Origin of the sequence: Cupriavidus gilardii (assembly GCF_013314895.1) — a bacterium.
In the GTDB taxonomy this organism is placed as follows: domain Bacteria; phylum Pseudomonadota; class Gammaproteobacteria; order Burkholderiales; family Burkholderiaceae; genus Cupriavidus; species Cupriavidus gilardii_C.
Map to the genome: position 1 here is coordinate 18290 of NZ_JABTYE010000036.1, position 16218 is coordinate 34507.

Annotated in this window: 16 protein-coding genes; 15 read left to right on the forward strand and 1 reads right to left on the reverse strand. The window is 68.2% G+C overall.

Translation table 11 applies throughout. The features are described from left to right. Nucleotides 1–3: 3 nt before the first annotated feature. From HTY53_RS23350 to HTY53_RS23415, 14 genes are all read left to right on the forward strand, one after another. Nucleotides 4–462: an HIT family protein gene (locus HTY53_RS23350; RefSeq protein WP_174108980.1), complete on the forward strand. Its 459-nt coding sequence runs from the start codon at nt 4–6 to the stop codon at nt 460–462. A 194-nt stretch (nt 463–656) separates the two neighbouring features. Further along, nucleotides 657–2573: an ABC transporter ATP-binding protein/permease gene (locus HTY53_RS23355; RefSeq protein ID WP_174108981.1), complete on the forward strand. Its 1917-nt coding sequence runs from the start codon at nt 657–659 to the stop codon at nt 2571–2573. A gap of 62 nt (nt 2574–2635) precedes the next feature. Continuing rightward, complete coding sequence (locus tag HTY53_RS23360; RefSeq protein ID WP_174108982.1) at nt 2636–3055, forward strand: gamma-butyrobetaine hydroxylase-like domain-containing protein; 420 nt, start codon at nt 2636–2638, stop codon at nt 3053–3055. Nucleotides 3056–3103: 48 nt separating this feature from the next. Next, nucleotides 3104–3835, forward strand: a complete 732-nt coding sequence (gene ubiE / locus HTY53_RS23365; protein WP_174108983.1) for a bifunctional demethylmenaquinone methyltransferase/2-methoxy-6-polyprenyl-1,4-benzoquinol methylase UbiE — start codon at nt 3104–3106, stop codon at nt 3833–3835. Nucleotides 3836–3876: 41 nt separating this feature from the next. After that, nucleotides 3877–4866 (forward strand): Tim44 domain-containing protein, encoded by a 990-nt coding sequence (locus HTY53_RS23370; protein WP_174108984.1) that lies wholly within the window; start codon nt 3877–3879, stop codon nt 4864–4866. 158 nt (nt 4867–5024) lie between these two features. Next, the gene (locus tag HTY53_RS23375) at nt 5025–5696 is read left to right on the forward strand and encodes a ubiquinone biosynthesis accessory factor UbiJ (RefSeq protein WP_174108985.1); all 672 of its coding nucleotides are present in this window, start codon (nt 5025–5027) and stop codon (nt 5694–5696) included. Nucleotides 5697–5795: 99 nt separating this feature from the next. Next, nucleotides 5796–7370 carry a ubiquinone biosynthesis regulatory protein kinase UbiB gene (gene ubiB / locus HTY53_RS23380; protein ID WP_174108986.1) on the forward strand — a complete coding sequence of 525 codons (1575 nt, stop codon included), beginning with the start codon at nt 5796–5798 and terminating at the stop codon, nt 7368–7370. Between the two features lie 280 nt (nt 7371–7650). After that, nucleotides 7651–9087, forward strand: a complete 1437-nt coding sequence (locus HTY53_RS23385; protein ID WP_174108987.1) for a sodium:solute symporter family protein — start codon at nt 7651–7653, stop codon at nt 9085–9087. 301 nt (nt 9088–9388) lie between these two features. Further along, on the forward strand, nt 9389–9715 hold the full coding sequence (locus tag HTY53_RS23390; protein ID WP_174108988.1) for an FmdB family zinc ribbon protein: 327 nt from the start codon (nt 9389–9391) through the stop codon (nt 9713–9715). A gap of 13 nt (nt 9716–9728) precedes the next feature. Further along, nucleotides 9729–10439, forward strand: coding sequence for a DUF502 domain-containing protein (locus tag HTY53_RS23395; RefSeq protein WP_174108989.1), 711 nt, complete (start codon nt 9729–9731; stop codon nt 10437–10439). Between the two features lie 46 nt (nt 10440–10485). Further along, on the forward strand, nt 10486–12294 hold the full coding sequence (aspS, locus tag HTY53_RS23400) for an aspartate--tRNA ligase (protein ID WP_174108990.1): 1809 nt from the start codon (nt 10486–10488) through the stop codon (nt 12292–12294). Between the two features lie 178 nt (nt 12295–12472). Beyond that, the gene (locus HTY53_RS23405) at nt 12473–13357 is read left to right on the forward strand and encodes a hypothetical protein (RefSeq protein ID WP_174108991.1); all 885 of its coding nucleotides are present in this window, start codon (nt 12473–12475) and stop codon (nt 13355–13357) included. A gap of 137 nt (nt 13358–13494) precedes the next feature. Beyond that, nucleotides 13495–14019, forward strand: a complete 525-nt coding sequence (gene nudB / locus HTY53_RS23410) for a dihydroneopterin triphosphate diphosphatase (RefSeq protein ID WP_174108992.1) — start codon at nt 13495–13497, stop codon at nt 14017–14019. Next, on the forward strand, nt 14016–14807 hold the full coding sequence (locus tag HTY53_RS23415) for an endonuclease/exonuclease/phosphatase family protein (RefSeq protein ID WP_174108993.1): 792 nt from the start codon (nt 14016–14018) through the stop codon (nt 14805–14807). The genes nudB and HTY53_RS23415 overlap by 4 nt, the downstream gene beginning before the upstream one ends. Before the next feature lie 21 nt (nt 14808–14828). Here HTY53_RS23415 and mobB read toward each other — a convergent pair whose 3' ends face one another. Further along, entirely contained in the window at nt 14829–15338 is a 510-nt protein-coding gene (mobB, locus tag HTY53_RS23420) for a molybdopterin-guanine dinucleotide biosynthesis protein B (RefSeq protein ID WP_174108994.1), read from the reverse strand. A 184-nt stretch (nt 15339–15522) separates the two neighbouring features. Here mobB and HTY53_RS23425 point away from each other — a divergent pair. Beyond that, the coding region (locus HTY53_RS23425) for a phospholipase D-like domain-containing protein (protein ID WP_254600089.1) at nt 15523–16218 on the forward strand (696 nt) is incomplete at its 3' end.

Here is a 16218-nt window from a genome sequence, read left to right on the forward strand (position 1 = left end):
GTCATGAGCGCGGCGGAGCAAGGTTCGGCCCGCGTGGCGGGCTGCCCCTTGTGCGAAGGCGAGGGCGGCGAACTGGTCTGGCGCGACCCGGGCCAGCGCGCCCGCGTGATTTTGGTCGAGCACGAGCGCTTTCCCGGTTTCTGCCGCGTGGTCTGGCACGACCACGTGGCCGAGCAGACCGATTTGTCCGAGGCCGACCAGGCCTGGCTGATGCGGCTGGTGGCCCGGGTCGAGCGGACCGTGCGCGACGCGATGGCGCCCGACAAGGTCAATCTGGCCGCCTTCGGCAACATGGTGCCGCACCTGCACTGGCATATCATTCCGCGCTATCGCTGGGACACCCATTTCCCCGAGGCGGTCTGGGCCGCGCCTCAGCGCGAAGCGGACGCCGGGCGCATCGACGCGCTGCAGCAGCAGCTGCCGGCGCTGCGCGCGGCGCTGGCCACGCTGTCAGCCGAGTGAACAGGCGACGCGTTCTACCTGCGTGGTGACTGCGCGCTGTGACTGCGCGCCGAATTGCGCTGAATGCGTGCCGAATGCGCGCCGTTGCGCCGCGCGGAACCCGGGCGGTTTCCCCGCCGTCTGATGCCTGTTCGCCGTTCCGTGCTGGCCAGCCGTGCCGGCGCGGCCGTTGTTCCTAACGCCTGCCGTCATTCATGTCCACGCCAACCACTGCCACCGTGCCCGGTCCGGCCGTTCCGGCCCGCGAGCTGCAGATCCAGAGCCGCCTGCGCTTTCGCGCGACCTGGGCGTTGATCAAGCCCTACTGGAAATCCGAGGACCGCAAGGCCGGGCTCGGGCTGTTGCTGCTGCTGGTGGCGCTGAACCTGGGCATCGTCTACATCAACGTGCTGCTCAACGAGTGGAACCGCGTGTTCTACAACGCGCTGGAGCAGCGCGACTACGCCTCGTTCAAGGACTTGCTGCTGCGGTTCAGCATGATCGCGGCCTGCTTCATCGTCGCCGCGATCTTCCGCCAGTACTACACGATGATGCTGCAGATGCGCTGGCGGACCTGGATGACCAACCAGTTCCTCGGCAAGTGGCTGGCCTGGCAGGCCTACTACCGCATCGAGCAGACCCACGCCACCGACAACCCCGACCAGCGACTGGCCGACGACCTGCGGCTGTTCACCGACGGCGCGCTGTCGCTGTCGCTCGGCCTGCTCAATTCGGTGGTCACGCTGGTGTCCTTCGTCGGCATCCTGTGGGCGGTGTCCGGGCCGATCAGCTTCGCGCTGGGCGGCACGACGATGACGATCCCCGGCTATATGGTCTGGTTCGCCGGCGGCTACGCGGTACTGGGCTCGCTGCTGACGCACTGGATCGGCCGCCCGCTGATCGGCCTGAATTTCCAGCAGGAGCAATACGAGGCGAACTTCCGCTTCTCGCTGGTGCGGCTGCGCGAAAACGCCGAGCCGGTCGCCCTCTATCGCGGCGAGCCGACCGAGCAGGCCGGGTTGCGCGCGCGCTTCGAGCAGATTCGCGTCAACTGGAACCAGCTGATGTTCTATACGCGGCGGCTGACCTTCATCAGCTCGGGCTACGGCCAGTTCGCCATCATCTTCCCGATCCTGGTGGCCGCGCCGCGCTACTTCGCCGGCAAGATGACGCTGGGCGGCCTGATGCAGATGTCGACCGCGTTCGCCCAGGTCCAGGGCGCGCTGTCCTGGTTCGTCGACAACTATGCGACGCTGGTCGGCTGGAAGGCCGCGTCGAACCGTCTGATCGACTTCCAGCACGCGATTCGCGAGGCTCAGCGGCAGGAACGACTGCACGACGGCGAGCACGACATTCAGGTCAACGTCGGCGAGGCGCACGCGGGCGATCGCGACCACATCGAGATCGATGCGCTGGCGCTGGCGCTTCCGGTCCTGTCCGGCCCGGGCTTGCCGGTGGTCAAGCGGCCGCTGGTGTCGGCGTTCTCGCTGACGATCGCGCGCGGCGAGCGCTGGCTGGTGACCGGTCCGTCGGGCTGCGGCAAGAGCGTGCTGTTCCGCGCGCTGGCCGGGATCTGGCCGTACGGCAGCGGCTCGGTGACGATGCCGCCGGCCTCGCGCACGCTGTTCCTGCCGCAGCGCAGCTATCTGCCGATCGGCACGCTGGCCGATGCGCTGTCCTATCCGCAGGCCGGCAACGCGCATTCGGCCGAGGCGCTGCGCGACGCGCTGCGCCAGGCCCAGCTCGGCGCGCTGGCCAACCAGCTCGATGTGTTCGACAACTGGGCGCTGCGGCTCTCGCCCGGCGAGCAGCAGCGGCTGGCGTTTGCGCGCGCGCTGCTGTGCAGGCCGGACTTCCTGTTCCTCGACGAGGCGACCAGCGCGCTGGACGAGGAAACCGAGCGCGCGATGTACCAGCTGATGGTCGATGCGCTGCCCGGCGCGGCGATCGTCAGCATTGCGCATCGCAGCACGGTCGCGGCCTTCCACAATCGCCGGCTGCGCTATCTGCCCGAACGCGAGACGTTGCAGGCCGATGCCGTGCCCGGGGAGGCCGGCGCGCCCCGTCCGGCGCTCGAGGATGGGCAAGGCGGGTCGCGTGCGGTAAGCTATCGGGTCGTACAAGAAGCGTGAACTCGGCCCGTGGGCGTCAACCACGGCCCGGGTCCGCGCCAACACGGCTAGCGCCGACAATCATGGCAGGACTGGAAAAAGATACCCCGCATCCCACCGCGCTGACGGTCCATACGCAATCGCGCGTGCTGGAAATCGGCTTCGACAATGGCGCCAGCTTCCGGCTGCCGTTCGAATACCTGCGGGTCTACTCGCCGTCCGCCGAAGTGCAGGGCCATGGCCCGGGCCAGGAGGTGCTGCAGACCGGCAAGCGCGACGTCACCGTGACCGCGGTCGAGCCGGTCGGCAACTATGCGATCCTGATCCGCTTCTCCGACGGCCACGACAGCGGCATCTATTCGTGGGACCTGCTGTACCGCCTGGGCGCCGAACAGGACGCGCTGTGGCAGGACTATCTGCGGCGGCTGGAGGCCGCCGGCGCCGATCGCGACACGCCGATGGCGCCCGCCGCCGCGCACGGCCACGGCTGCGGCAATCACTGAGCCGCCTGCCGTCCCCACTGTCCCACACTGGATTTCTGGAGCCCAGCGATGAGCGAGACCCACTTCGGGTTCGAGAAGGTCGACGAGACCGAGAAGGCGAGCAAGGTTGCCGGCGTGTTCCACTCGGTCGCGTCGAAATACGACCTGATGAACGACCTGATGTCGGGCGGCATGCACCGGCTGTGGAAGCTGTTCACGATCGCCCAGGCGGGCGTGCGGCCCGGCCACAAGGTGCTCGACATTGCCGGCGGCACCGGCGACCTGGCCAGGGCCTTCGCCCGCCAGGCGGGCCCGAGCGGCGAGGTCTGGCTGACCGATATCAACGAATCGATGCTGCGCGTGGGCCGCGACCGGCTGCTGAACGACGGTATCGTGACGCCGACCTGCCTGTGCGACGCCGAACGGATCCCGTTTCCCGACAACCATTTCGACCTCGTCACGGTGGCATTCGGGCTGCGCAACATGACGCACAAGGAGCGGGCGCTGGCCGAGATGCGGCGCGTCACCAAGCCCGGCGGCAAGGTGATGGTGCTGGAGTTCTCGAAGGTCTGGAAGCCGCTGGAAAAGGCGTACGATGTGTACTCGTTCAAGGTGCTGCCGTGGCTGGGCCAGCGGGTTGCGGGCGACGCCCACAGCTACCGCTATCTGGCCGAGTCGATCCGCATGCACCCCGACCAGGATTCTCTTGTGCGGTTGATGGAACAAGCGGGGCTGGAAAACGTCGAATACTTCAACCTGACGGCTGGCGTCGTGGCTTTGCACGTCGGCAGGAAGTACTGAATCAGCGCCAATTGCGGCGCAATAAAAGGGGATAACGAATCATGTCCAATATTCGCGGAAAATTCCTGGCGGGGTCGCTGGCCGGCATGCTGGCCTTCGGGATGGTCTTCGATGCGGAAGCCAAGCGCATGGGCGGTTCGCGCAGCTTCGGCAAGCAGTCGTCCAACGTGACCCAGCAGCGCCAGCAGGCGCCGCAGACGCCGGCGCAGCAACAGGCGCAGCAGCCGGCCCAGCAGGCCGCGCCGGCCACGGCCGGTGCCGGCGCCGCCGCCGCCGCTGCCCCCCGCCGTAACTGGGGCGGCATCCTCGGCGGCATCGCCGCCGGCCTGGGCATCGGCTGGCTGCTGTCGCAGTTCGGCCTGGGCGGCGCCGCGCTGACCTTCCTGTCCAACCTGATCCTGATCGCGGCGCTCGCCTTTATCGCGATCTGGCTGATCCGCAAGTTCCGCGGCGGCGCCAAGCGTCCGCAACCGGCCTACGCCGGTGCGGGCGCCGCGCCGGGTGCCGGCCGGGCGGATCTCGGCCGCAGCGGCTTCGACCGCGGCCAGGAGCCGATGATGCGCGAGCCGGTGCTGCAGCCGTCGACGCAACCGTCGACCCAGGCAGCGCTGCAGCCGGCCGCCGAGCAGCAGCCGCAGGGCGCCCAGCCCTGGGGCGTGCCGGCCGACTTCGATACCGAGGCCTTCCTGCGCAACGCCAAGGTCTACTTCGTGCGCCTGCAGGCCGCCTGGGACGCCGGCAATCTCGACGACATCCGCGAGTTCACCACGCCGGAAATGTTTGCCGAGATCAAGATGGATCTGGGCGATCGCGGCGCGCAGGGCAACCACACCGACGTGGTGACGCTCGACGCGACGCTGCTGGGCATCGAAACCACCGACAGCCAGCATGTGGCCAGCGTGCGCTTCAGCGGCATGATCCGCGAGAACGAGGGCGAGGCCGCGCAGCCGTTCGCCGAGGTGTGGAATCTGGCCAAGCCGGCCAGCGGCACCGGCGGCTGGGTGCTGGCGGGGATCCAGCAGGAATCCTGAGTTCGCGGTCGAGCGGCGGATCGAGCCGCTGATTGAGTCAAAGCGCGGGTGCGGCGTGATGTGCCCGGCGCTGGCTTAGAATGGAGGCCCACGCGCCAACGCGCGTGGGCCTTTTTCATTGGCGCCGGCCTGGCCGGCGTGGTCCGCACCATCACGCCATGAACACTCTTCCTTCCGCGCTGGCCGGCCCTATCGTCGCCGCGCTCAATCATCTGCTGGAACAGGAGCCGTGGGCGCGCAAGCTGCTGACGCCTTATGCCGGCCGCGTGATCGGCTTCGATGCCGCCGCCTTCGCGATGGCCTTGCGGATCGACGCCCAGGGCATGGTGGCGCTGGCCGCCGCCGATGCGCCGCCACCCGCGGTGACCATCGCCGTGCCGCTGCAGCAGTGGCCGCTGGTGGTGGCCGACGTCGCCGCCGGCGGGCAGGCCGCCGCGATGCGCCATGTGCGGCTCGAGGGCGATGCCGAACTGGCCAATACCGTGTCGACGCTGGCGCGCAGCCTGCGCTGGGATGCCGCGGAGGATCTGGCCCGGGCCTTGCGTGCCGTGATGGGCGGCACCGTCGGCGACAGCGTCGCGCAGCGGCTGGTCGACGGCGCGCAGCAGGCCCATGCCGGCGCGCTGCGGGTCGGACGGGCACTGGTCGACAACGTGACGGAATACCTGCTGGACGAACAGCCGACGCTGGTCCGCCATGCCGCGCTGGACGATTTCCGCGTCGATGTGGCCGCGTTGCGCGACGATCTGGCACGGCTGGAGAAGCGGCTGGAGAGGCTGGAACGCGGCGCGGGGCCGGGCCAGGCCAGGTTGCCGTCCGCGCACCGCTGAGCCGCCGAACCGCCGAACCGCTGAACGAATCCGCCTGGCCGGCGGCGAGGCCGCGCAAACAGCGCGCCCCGATCCGGCCGGCTTACCAAAAAGACCTGCATGACCCGTTTCCTGCGCCTTTGCAAGATCGCCTTTGTCATCTTCTATTACGGCCTGGACGAGCTGGTGCTGTCCGGTTTCCAGAACCGGCATATTCGCCTGCTGGTCAGGGTCATCACCATCGGGCGCAAGCTCGACACGGTGCCGCGCGGCGTGCGGCTGCGGCTGGCGCTGACCCGGCTGGGACCGATCTTCGTCAAGTTCGGCCAGGTGCTGTCGACCCGGCGGGATCTGCTGCCGGCCGATATCGCCGATGAACTGGCCCTGCTGCAGGACCAGGTGCCGCCGTTCGACCCCGCCATCGCGGTTTCCATCATCGAGCGCTCTCTGGGCCGGCCGCTGACGCAGCTGTTCGAGACCTTCGAGCACCAGCCGGTGGCCAGCGCTTCGATCGCGCAGGTGCACTTCGCCACGCTGAAGGCCGGCCCGTATCGCGGCCGCGAGGTCGCGGTCAAGGTGCTGCGCCCCGGCATGCTGCCGGTGATCGACAGCGATCTGGCGTTGATGCGCGACGTCGCGATCTGGATCGAGCGGGTCTCGGCCGACGGCAAGCGGCTCAAGCCGCGCGAGGTCGTCGCCGAATTCGACAAGTACCTGCACGACGAACTCGACCTGATGATCGAGGCAGCCAACGCCAGCCAGCTGCGCCGCAACTTCCAGGACACCGAGTTGCTGCTGGTGCCCGAAGTGTTCTGGGACTTCTGCAGCAGCGAGGTGTTCGTGATGGAGCGGATGCACGGCATCCCGATCTCGCGCACCGAATCGCTGAAGGCGGCCGGGGTCGATCTGCACCGGCTGGCGGAGGAGGGCGTCGAGATCTTCTTCACCCAGGTGTTCCGCGACGGCTTCTTCCACGCCGACATGCATCCGGGCAACATCCTGGTGTCGGTGCAGCCCGAGACCTTCGGCCGCTATATTGCGCTGGACTTCGGCATCGTCGGCGCGCTGTCCGAGTTCGACAAGAACTACCTGGCGCAGAACTTCATCGCGTTCTTCCGCCGCGATTACCACCGTGTCGCGCTGCTGCACGTGGAGTCCGGCTGGGTGCCGCCGCAAACCCGGGTCGAGGAGCTGGAGAGCGCCGTACGGGCCTGCTGCGAACCGTACTTCGACAAGCCGCTGAAGGAAATCTCGCTGGGCATGGTGCTGATGCGGCTGTTCCAGACCTCGCGCCGCTTCAACGTCGAGATCCAGCCGCAGCTGGTGCTGCTGCAGAAGACGCTGCTCAATATCGAGGGCCTGGGCCGGCAGCTCGATCCGGACCTGGACCTGTGGAAGACCGCCAAGCCCTACCTGGAACGCTGGATGCACGAGCAGGTCGGCTGGCGCGGCGCGTGGGAGCGGATCCAGGTCGAGGCGCCGCAATGGGCCAAGATGCTGCCCGACTTCCCCCGCCTGGCGCACCAGTTCCTGGAGCGCCGCGCGCTGGTCAACAACAGTCAGCAGGACCGGCTGCTGGCCGCGCTGGTGGTCGAGCAGCGCCGCACCAACCGGATGCTGGCGATCGGACTGCTGCTGGGCGGCGCCGTGACCATCGCGCTGGTGATGACGCAGCTGGTGGACTGGTTCGGCTGAGAGCTCGGCCAACCCGCCGGCTGAACTCGGCCGACCGGGGCCAAGGCGAAGTCCCACCCCCGCTGCCGTTTTTTTTGGCACAGCGCGCTTGTATCGTCGCTTGCATCGCTATAATCCGCGTTTTGATTCGGCTACGACCGCAGGCCAGTGCTCCTCCCAGGGCACCCGATCCGCCACCCACGCGGCCCCGACCGATGAATTGGACTGCGGGCGCGCGCACCTTTGCCGCCGTCCGCCATTCGGTTTCTTGGCCTCTGGGCTTTTGGGATAGGGCAGCAGCATGCTGATCTGGTTTGTCATCATCTACTGGGTAATCTCGGTCGGCATCGGCCTGTGGGCCGCATTGCGCGTGCGCAACACGACCGACTTCGCCGTGGCCGGCCGCAGCCTGCCGTTCTACGTCGTCACCGCGACCGTGTTCGCCACCTGGTTCGGCTCCGAGACCGTGCTGGGCATCCCGGCGGTGTTCCTGAAGGAGGGGCTGTCCGGCGTCGTGTCCGACCCGTTCGGCTCGTCGCTGTGCCTGATCCTGGTCGGCCTGTTCTTCGCCCGTCCGCTGTACCGGATGAACCTGCTGACGATCGGCGACTACTATCACAACCGCTATGGGCGCCTGGCCGAGATCCTGACCACGCTGTGCATCGTGGTGTCCTACCTCGGCTGGGTCGCGGCGCAGATCAAGGCGCTGGGGCTGGTGTTCTATACCGTCTCCGACGGCGCGCTGTCGCAGGACGCCGGCATGATGATCGGCGCCGCCAGCGTGCTGATCTACACGCTGTTCGGCGGCATGTGGTCGGTGGCGATCACCGACTTCATCCAGATGATCATCATCGTGATCGGCATGCTGTACATCGGCTACGAGGTCAGCGGCCAGGCCGGCGGCGTGTCGGCGGTGGTGTCGCACGCGGCCGCGGCGGGCAAGTTCGAATTCCTGCCCGAGCTCGACCTGATCCAGATCATCGGCTTTGCCGCCGCGCTGTTTACGATGATGCTCGGCTCGATCCCGCAGCAGGACGTGTTCCAGCGGGTCACCTCGTCGCGTACCGAAAATATCGCCGCGCGCGCCTCGGTGCTGGGCGGCGTGCTGTACTTCTGCTTCGCCTTCATCCCGATGTTCCTGGCGTACTCGGCCACGCTGATCGATCCGGGCATGGTGCAGCGCTATATCAATACCGACTCCCAGCTGATCCTGCCGACGTTGATCCTCGATCACGCGCCGCTGTTCGCGCAGGTGATGTTCTTCGGCGCGCTGCTGTCGGCGATCAAGAGCTGCGCCTCGGCCACGCTGCTGGCGCCGTCGGTGACCTTCGCCGAGAACATCCTGCGGCCGTATTTCCGGCATCTGGACGACCGGCGGTTCCTGCGCGTGATGCAGGCCGTGGTGCTGGTCTTCACCGTGGCGGTCACGCTGTTTGCGCTGAACTCGCATCTGTCGATCTTCCACATGGTCGAGAATGCGTACAAGGTCACGCTGGTGTCGTCATTCGTGCCGCTGGCCTTCGGCCTGTTCTGGAAGCGCGCCACCCGCCAGGGCGGGCTGGCCGCGATCCTGCTGGGCCTGAGCGCGTGGCTGGTCAGCGAGATCGCCTTCGCCGACGCCGCGGTGCCGCCCCAGATGGTCGGCCTGCTGTTCTCGCTGGGCGGCATGGTGTTCGGCTCGCTGCTGCCGCAGTGGATCGGCGACCGGCCGCCGGTCAAGGAAGTGCATATCGCCTGATTTTCCCGTGCCGGGGCGCCGCGCGGCGGCGGGCACGGGCCAGCGCCACCCCGTTGCCGCCCCGTTGCCACGCGGTTCCCGCCCGGTTCCCGCCAATCCGGCGGTCAGGCGTCCAGGCGGGCCGCTTTTCCCCCGGCACGCGCGCCATAACGGTTTATAATTCAAGGCTTTGCATGGCCGGACGGTGGCGGGCGACAGCCTCGAGCGCCGCGCCGGCCGCGCGCGTTGATTACCCTTGTTTTTCGTTGACGCGTTTGTCGTCCCCTTTGTTCAACCGATTGGGATCTCCCGGAGAGCCACAATGCCGATCTATGCCTACCGTTGCGACGCCTGCGGCCATGGGCGCGATGTGCTGCAGAAAATGAGCGATGCCCCGCTCACCGACTGCCCATCCTGCAATACGGCGGGGGCCTTCAAGAAACAGCTGACCGCGGCCGGTTTCCAGCTCAAGGGTTCGGGCTGGTACGTGACCGACTTCCGCGGCGGCAACAGCGGCGGCAGCGCCAGCAACGGCGCCAGCTCGGACGCAGGCAGCGGCACCGGCGCGGCCAAGCCGGCCGAGACGTCGGCTTCCGCCAGCGCGGCGCCCGCGGCCGGCGGCTGTGGCAGCGCCTGCGCCTGCCACTGAACCAGGAAGGAACGTGGCCGCCAACAAGAAAACTTCCGCACTGAAGACCTGGTTCCTGACCGGACTGCTGGTGCTGGTACCGCTGGGCATCACGCTGTGGGTGCTCAGCCTGATCATCGGCACGATGGACCAGAGCCTGGCGCTGCTGCCCGAGGCCTGGCAGTTCGACCGCCAGCTGTTCGGCATGCGCGTGCCCGGCCTGGGCGCCATCCTGACCCTGCTGTTCATCCTGCTGGTCGGGGTGCTGACGCACAACTTCATCGGCCAGCGCCTGGTGCGCTGGTGGGAGGCCCTGCTGCACCATATCCCGGTGGTGGGGCCGATCTATTCGAGCGTCAAGCAGGTCTCGGACACGCTGCTGTCCTCGTCCGGCAACGCCTTCCGCAAGGCGCTGCTGGTGCAGTACCCGCGCGAGGGCTCGTGGACCATCGCCTTCCTGACCGGCCGGCCCGGCGGCGACGTGCAGAATCACCTGCAGGGCGAATACGTCAGCGTCTACGTGCCGACCACGCCGAATCCGACCTCGGGCTTCTTCCTGATGATGCCCAAGGCCGACACCATCGAGCTCGACATGACCGTCGATGCCGCCCTGAAATACATCGTGTCGATGGGCGTGGTCGCGCCGGCCGAACTGCCGCGCAAGGCCGCGCCGAGCCGCGCCGCGGCGCCCGCCGCTGCGGCCGCTTCCGGTGCCTCCGCCGCCGACCCATCGCACTCCAATTGACCGCCGGCCGCCCGAGCGCGGCCGCGCCTTACCGGGAATTTCTCCTATGTCCTCCATGCGAACTCACTACTGCGGTCTCGTGACCGAACAACTGACCGGCCAGGAAGTGGCCCTGACCGGCTGGGTGCAACGGCGCCGCGACCACGGCGGCGTGATCTTCATCGACCTGCGCGATCGCGAAGGCCTGGTGCAGGTCGTCTGCGATCCGGATCGCCCCGAGATGTTCAAGGTCGCCGAGGACATCCGCAACGAGTTCTGCATCCGCGTGACCGGCAGGGTGCGCGCGCGCCCGGCCGGCACCGAGAACGCCAATCTGACCTCGGGCAAGATCGAGGTGCTGTGCCATGAGCTGACCGTGCTGAACCCGTCGGTCACGCCGCCGTTCCAGCTCGACGACGACAACCTGTCGGAGACCACCCGCCTGACGCACCGCGTGCTGGACCTGCGCCGCCCGCAGATGCAGTACAACCTGCGCCTGCGCTACAAGGTCGCGATGGAAGTGCGCAAGTACCTGGACGAGCAGGGCTTCATCGACATCGAGACGCCGATGCTGGGCAAGAGCACGCCGGAAGGCGCGCGCGACTACCTGGTGCCGTCGCGCGTCAACCCGGGCCACTTCTTCGCGCTGCCGCAGTCGCCGCAGCTGTTCAAGCAGATGCTGATGGTGTCGGGCTTCGACCGCTACTACCAGATCACCAAGTGCTTCCGCGACGAGGACCTGCGCGCCGATCGCCAGCCCGAGTTCACGCAGATCGACTGCGAGACCTCGTTCCTGACCGAGCAGGACATCCGCGACCTGTTCGAGAACATGATCCGCACGGTGTTCCAGAACACCATCGGCGTGGCGCTCGACGACAAGTTCCCGGTGATGGAATTCCGCGAGGCGATGGCCCGCTTCGGCTCGGACAAGCCGGACCTGCGCGTCAAGCTCGAGTTCACCGAGCTGACCGACGTGATGAAGGACGTCGACTTCAAGGTCTTCTCGGCGCCGGCCAACAGCGACAACGGCCGCGTGGTCGCGCTGCGCGTGCCCGGCGGCGGCCAGATCTCGCGCGGTGAGATCGATGCCTACACGCAGTTCGTCGCCATCTACGGCGCCAAGGGCCTGGCCTGGATCAAGGTCAACGAAGTGGCCAAGGGCCGCGACGGTCTGCAGTCGCCGATCGTCAAGAACCTGCATGACGCCGCCATCGCCGAGATCCTGAAGCGCTCGGGCGCGCAGGATGGCGACATCCTGTTCTTCGGTGCCGACAAAGCCAAGGTCGTCAACGACGCGATGGGCGCGCTGCGCCTGAAGATCGGCCACTCGGAATTCGGCAAGTCCAACGGCCTGTTCGAGGACGCGTGGAAGCCGCTGTGGGTGGTGGACTTCCCGATGTTCGAGTACGACGAGGAAGATGCCCGCTGGGTCGCGATGCACCACCCGTTCACCAGCCCGAAGGACGAGCATCTGGAATACCTGGCCACCGATCCGGGCAAGTGCATCGCCAAGGCTTACGACATGGTGCTCAACGGCTGGGAAATCGGCGGCGGCTCGGTGCGGATCTATCGCGAGGACGTGCAGAGCAAGGTGTTCCGCGCACTGAAGATCAACGAGGAAGAGGCGCGCGCCAAGTTCGGCTATCTGCTGGACGCGCTGCAGTACGGCGCGCCCCCGCATGGCGGCATCGCCTTCGGCCTGGACCGCATCGTCACGATGATGGCCGGCGCCGATTCGATCCGCGACGTGATCGCCTTCCCGAAGACCCAGCGCGCGCAGGATCTGCTGACGCAGGCGCCGAGCTCGGTCGACGAGAAGCAGCTGCGCGAGCTGCATATCCGCCTGCGCACGCCCGAGCCGAAGGCTTCGGCGTGATGCCGCTGGCGAGGTAGCAAGAGAGACGGCCGTGCGCGAGCGCGGCCGTTTTTTGTTTGTGTAGGCTGGCGGGGCGTCGAGGTTTCCAATTGTTTCCTATGGGAACGATCGGCCACCTCGCATGGTCATCCATCGGGCTGCCGCCGGCTGGCCAAGCACCTGACAAGGGAGAACAAAGGTGACACTGGATATCGAACTGATCCGCCAATTCCTGCTGCAGCATGCGGAGACAATCCTGACCTGGCTGGTCGCCGGGCTGGTGATGATGCTGCTGGCGCGCTTCGAGCTGCGCCGCGCGGTGCGCAAGTCGGCGCAGGCGATGTCGGAATCGGTGGCGACCACGGTGGCTGCCTGCGTTCCCGATATCGCCCATGCCGCCCAGGTCGGCAGCGCCGCGGCCGAAGGCGGCGCGGTGCAGATGCAGCGCGCCGAGGCGCTGCGGCGCGTGGCGCTGGACACGGTGGCGGCGGTGATGGCGCGTGGGCGCTGGCTCGAGGAAGTCGGCAATCTGCGCTTGCCCGAAGATGCGCTGCTGACCGGCCGTCGCGGCAGCGGTGCCGATCCGCTGCTGGTGGTGGCGCCGCAGCCGGTGGTGCAGGCCTATCTGGCCGCGCAGCGGAACTTCGAAACGATGGCGGCGCAACTGCAGGCACGGCGCCGCGACGCGCTGGCGCTGCAGGACGCGGCGCAGGCGCTGGTGGCCGAGGCCGCGCAGATCGAGCAGGAGACCGCCAGCATCGTGCTGCGCTTCGAGCAGGTGAACGCGCAGGCCGCCCAGGCCGCGCACGCCGAGGGCGGCGATTACCAGCGCTTCCTGATCCAGAAGTACCACGCGCTCGGCCAGCGCGAGAAGGAGGTCGCGCAGGCCCGCACCGAGATGCAGGCGCGCGCCAACCAGGCCGCCGAGGAGCTGGCGACCGAGGCGCACGCCGCCGCCGCGCGCTACACCGAATCGCTGGCGCCGCTGATGCAGCAACTGCGCGCGGCCTGGGGCCACGGCGATTCGCCGGAGGTGTTCGACAGCTGGGTGCGCGAAGCGGGCGCCCGGGAAGAGCGGGCCTGAGCGACGGCAATGGGCGTGGGCGCTTCCAGTGCCCACGCCATCACATCATCCCCACACCTTCCGGGCTTGTCGGACTAACGCCGGTGGCGCCGGCGGGCAACTGCGTTAAGCTTGTCAGCCTGTTCCCGCCCGATCCCATGCCCTACAAGATTCCCGAATCCGTGCTGGTCGTGATTCATACGACCGATCTGCAGGTCCTGCTGCTGGAGCGCGCCGATCGTCCCGGCTTCTGGCAATCCGTTACCGGCAGCCTCGATACCCCCGACGAACCCCTGGCATTGACCGCCGCCCGCGAGGTGGCCGAGGAAACCGGCATCGTCGCCAGCGAGCACCGCCTGCAGGATTGGGGTCACCACATCGAATACGAGATCTACCCCGAATGGCGCCATCGCTATGCGCCCGGGGTCACGCGCAATGTCGAGCACTGGTTCGGCCTGTGCGTCGCCCGGCCGCTGCCGGTCACGCTGGCGCCGCGCGAGCATCTGCAGTCGGTCTGGCTGCCGTGGGAACAGGCGGCGGCGCGCTGCTTCTCGTCGAGCAATGCCGAAGCGGTGCGCCAGCTGGCCTGGCGCGCGGCGGCCGGCGCGACCGCTTGCGGGGCCGGCGCCGTGGGCGCAGCAGGCACGGTGAGCGCCGCCGGCGGGCCCGGGGGGGCGCGATGAAGTTGCGCGTGGTCACCTACAACATTCACAAGGGGCTGACCGGATTCGCGCGCCGTCCGCGCATCCAGCATGTCCGCGACGGGCTTCAGACGGTCGACGCCGACATCGTCTTCCTGCAGGAAGTGCAGGACCGTAACGATCGCCTGGTGGCCGCCTCGCTGTTCGATTCGGATTACACGCAGCTGAACTACCTGGCGACCGACGCCTATCCGCACTCGGTCTACGGCCGCAACGCGGTCTACGACCACGGCCATCACGGCAACGCGATCCTGTCGCGCCATCCGATCCTGATGTCGGAAAACCTCGACATCTCCGACCATCGCTTCGAGCAGCGCGGGCTGCTGCATGCGGTGGCCGATATCCATGGCATCGAGGCGCATTTGATCTGCGTGCATTTCGGCCTGTTCGCGCGCAGCCGCGCGCGCCAGGCCGAGGCGCTGGTCGAACGCGTGCGCAATGTGGTGCCGGCCGATGCGCCGCTGGTGATCGCCGGCGACTTCAACGACTGGAATCACCGTCTCGATGCGCTGATCTGCAACACGCTGGGCGCGCTGGAAGCCTCGCAGGCGCGCGGCTCGCGGCTGCATACCTTCCCTAGCCATATGCCGTGGTGGCAGCTCGACCGGATCTACGTACGCGGCTTCGAGATCGAGCGGGCCCGCGTGCTGACCGGGCGCGACTGGGCGCAGCGCTCCGACCATGTGCCGCTGGTCGCCGAGTTGGCGCGGCCACAGGTACCCGAGGCCAATCCGAGGCATAGCGACGAGACCGCGGGCGCGGCAGGCTAGCCGCCTCGGGTCGAGTTCCGCCTACAGCCCGGCGTGTTCGCGCACGAAAGCCTCGATCGCGTCGATCCGGTTCAGATCGAGCACCGGCAGCCGGGTCAGCGCCGCCACTTCGTCGGGGCAGTCCGTCGCGACGCCGACGATGCCCGGCACTTCAGGCCACAGCGGTGGCCGGCCGTGGCCCGGGCGATAGACCTCGAGCTTGGGCACGTCGCTATGCTTGTATCCCTCGACCAGCACCAGGTCCGTATCGGCGGGCAGCACCGCCAGCGCGTCGGCCAGTTCGGGCGGCGTCGCCCCTCCCTCATAACGGCGCATCAGCGTCAGATGGCGCGCGCCGACCAGCACCACATTGGCGCAGCCGGCCTCGCGCATGCGCCACGAATCCTTGCCGGGGGTGTCGGGGTCGAAGCCGTGATGGGTATGTTTGACGCCGGCCACGCGCAGCCCGGCCGCGACGAAGCGGGGGATCAACTGGTCCAGCAAGGTGGTCTTGCCGCTGCCGGAAGTGCCGGCGATACCGAATACCTTCACGATCGAATCAGCTCAGTGCGCGGGGGCGCCGGTGGGGACGATGTCAGGGACGAAGCCGGACACGACGTCGGAAACAAAGCGCGACGATAGCAGAGTCGGCGCGCGTTCGTCCGGCTTTGCCCGGCTGCGCCCGCCGATGCCCGCCGGGTGGCGTTTCCGCCGCGAGGTGACCGATAATGCGGCCATGTCCTCGTCCGAGCGTCCAAGCGAATCCACCCGCGCCTCCACGACGGCCGCCCATGCCCCCGATGCCGCCACCGAAGCCACCGAGGCCACGGCCGCCGCGGTGCCGGGAGGGCGGCACAGTCCCCGGCTGCAGCGCACCGGTCCGGGCCGTCCGGTCGGCGGCAATCGCGTCGAGCTGCTGCGCGGCGGCGCCGAGTACTTTGCCGCACTGATCGCGGCGATCGACCAGGCGGTGCTGTCGGTCTCGCTGGAGACCTATATCTACGCCGACGACGAGATCGGCCAGGCCGTCGCCGACGCGCTGCTGCGCGCGGCCGAGCGCGGCGTGCGCGTTCATCTGCTGGTCGACGGCTTTGGCGCCGGCGACATGCCCGCCGCGCTGGTCGAGCGGCTCCGGCACGGCGGTGTCAGGCTGGGCGTGTACCGCCCGCTGCGGGGCTTTCGGCTGGCGCGCCGGCATCTGCGCCGGCTGCACCGCAAGCTGGCGGTGATCGACCGGCGCATTGCCTTTGTCGGCGGCATCAACATCATCGACGACCACAATCACGGCCCCTTCGACGAGGCGCAGCTCGGTCCGCGCTACGACTTCGCGGTGCGGGTCACCGGTCCGCTGGCCGGCCAGATTGCGCTGACCGCCGAGCGGCTGTGGTGGCGGCTCGCGCTGCGCGGCCAGATGCAGGGCGGCGGGCCGGGG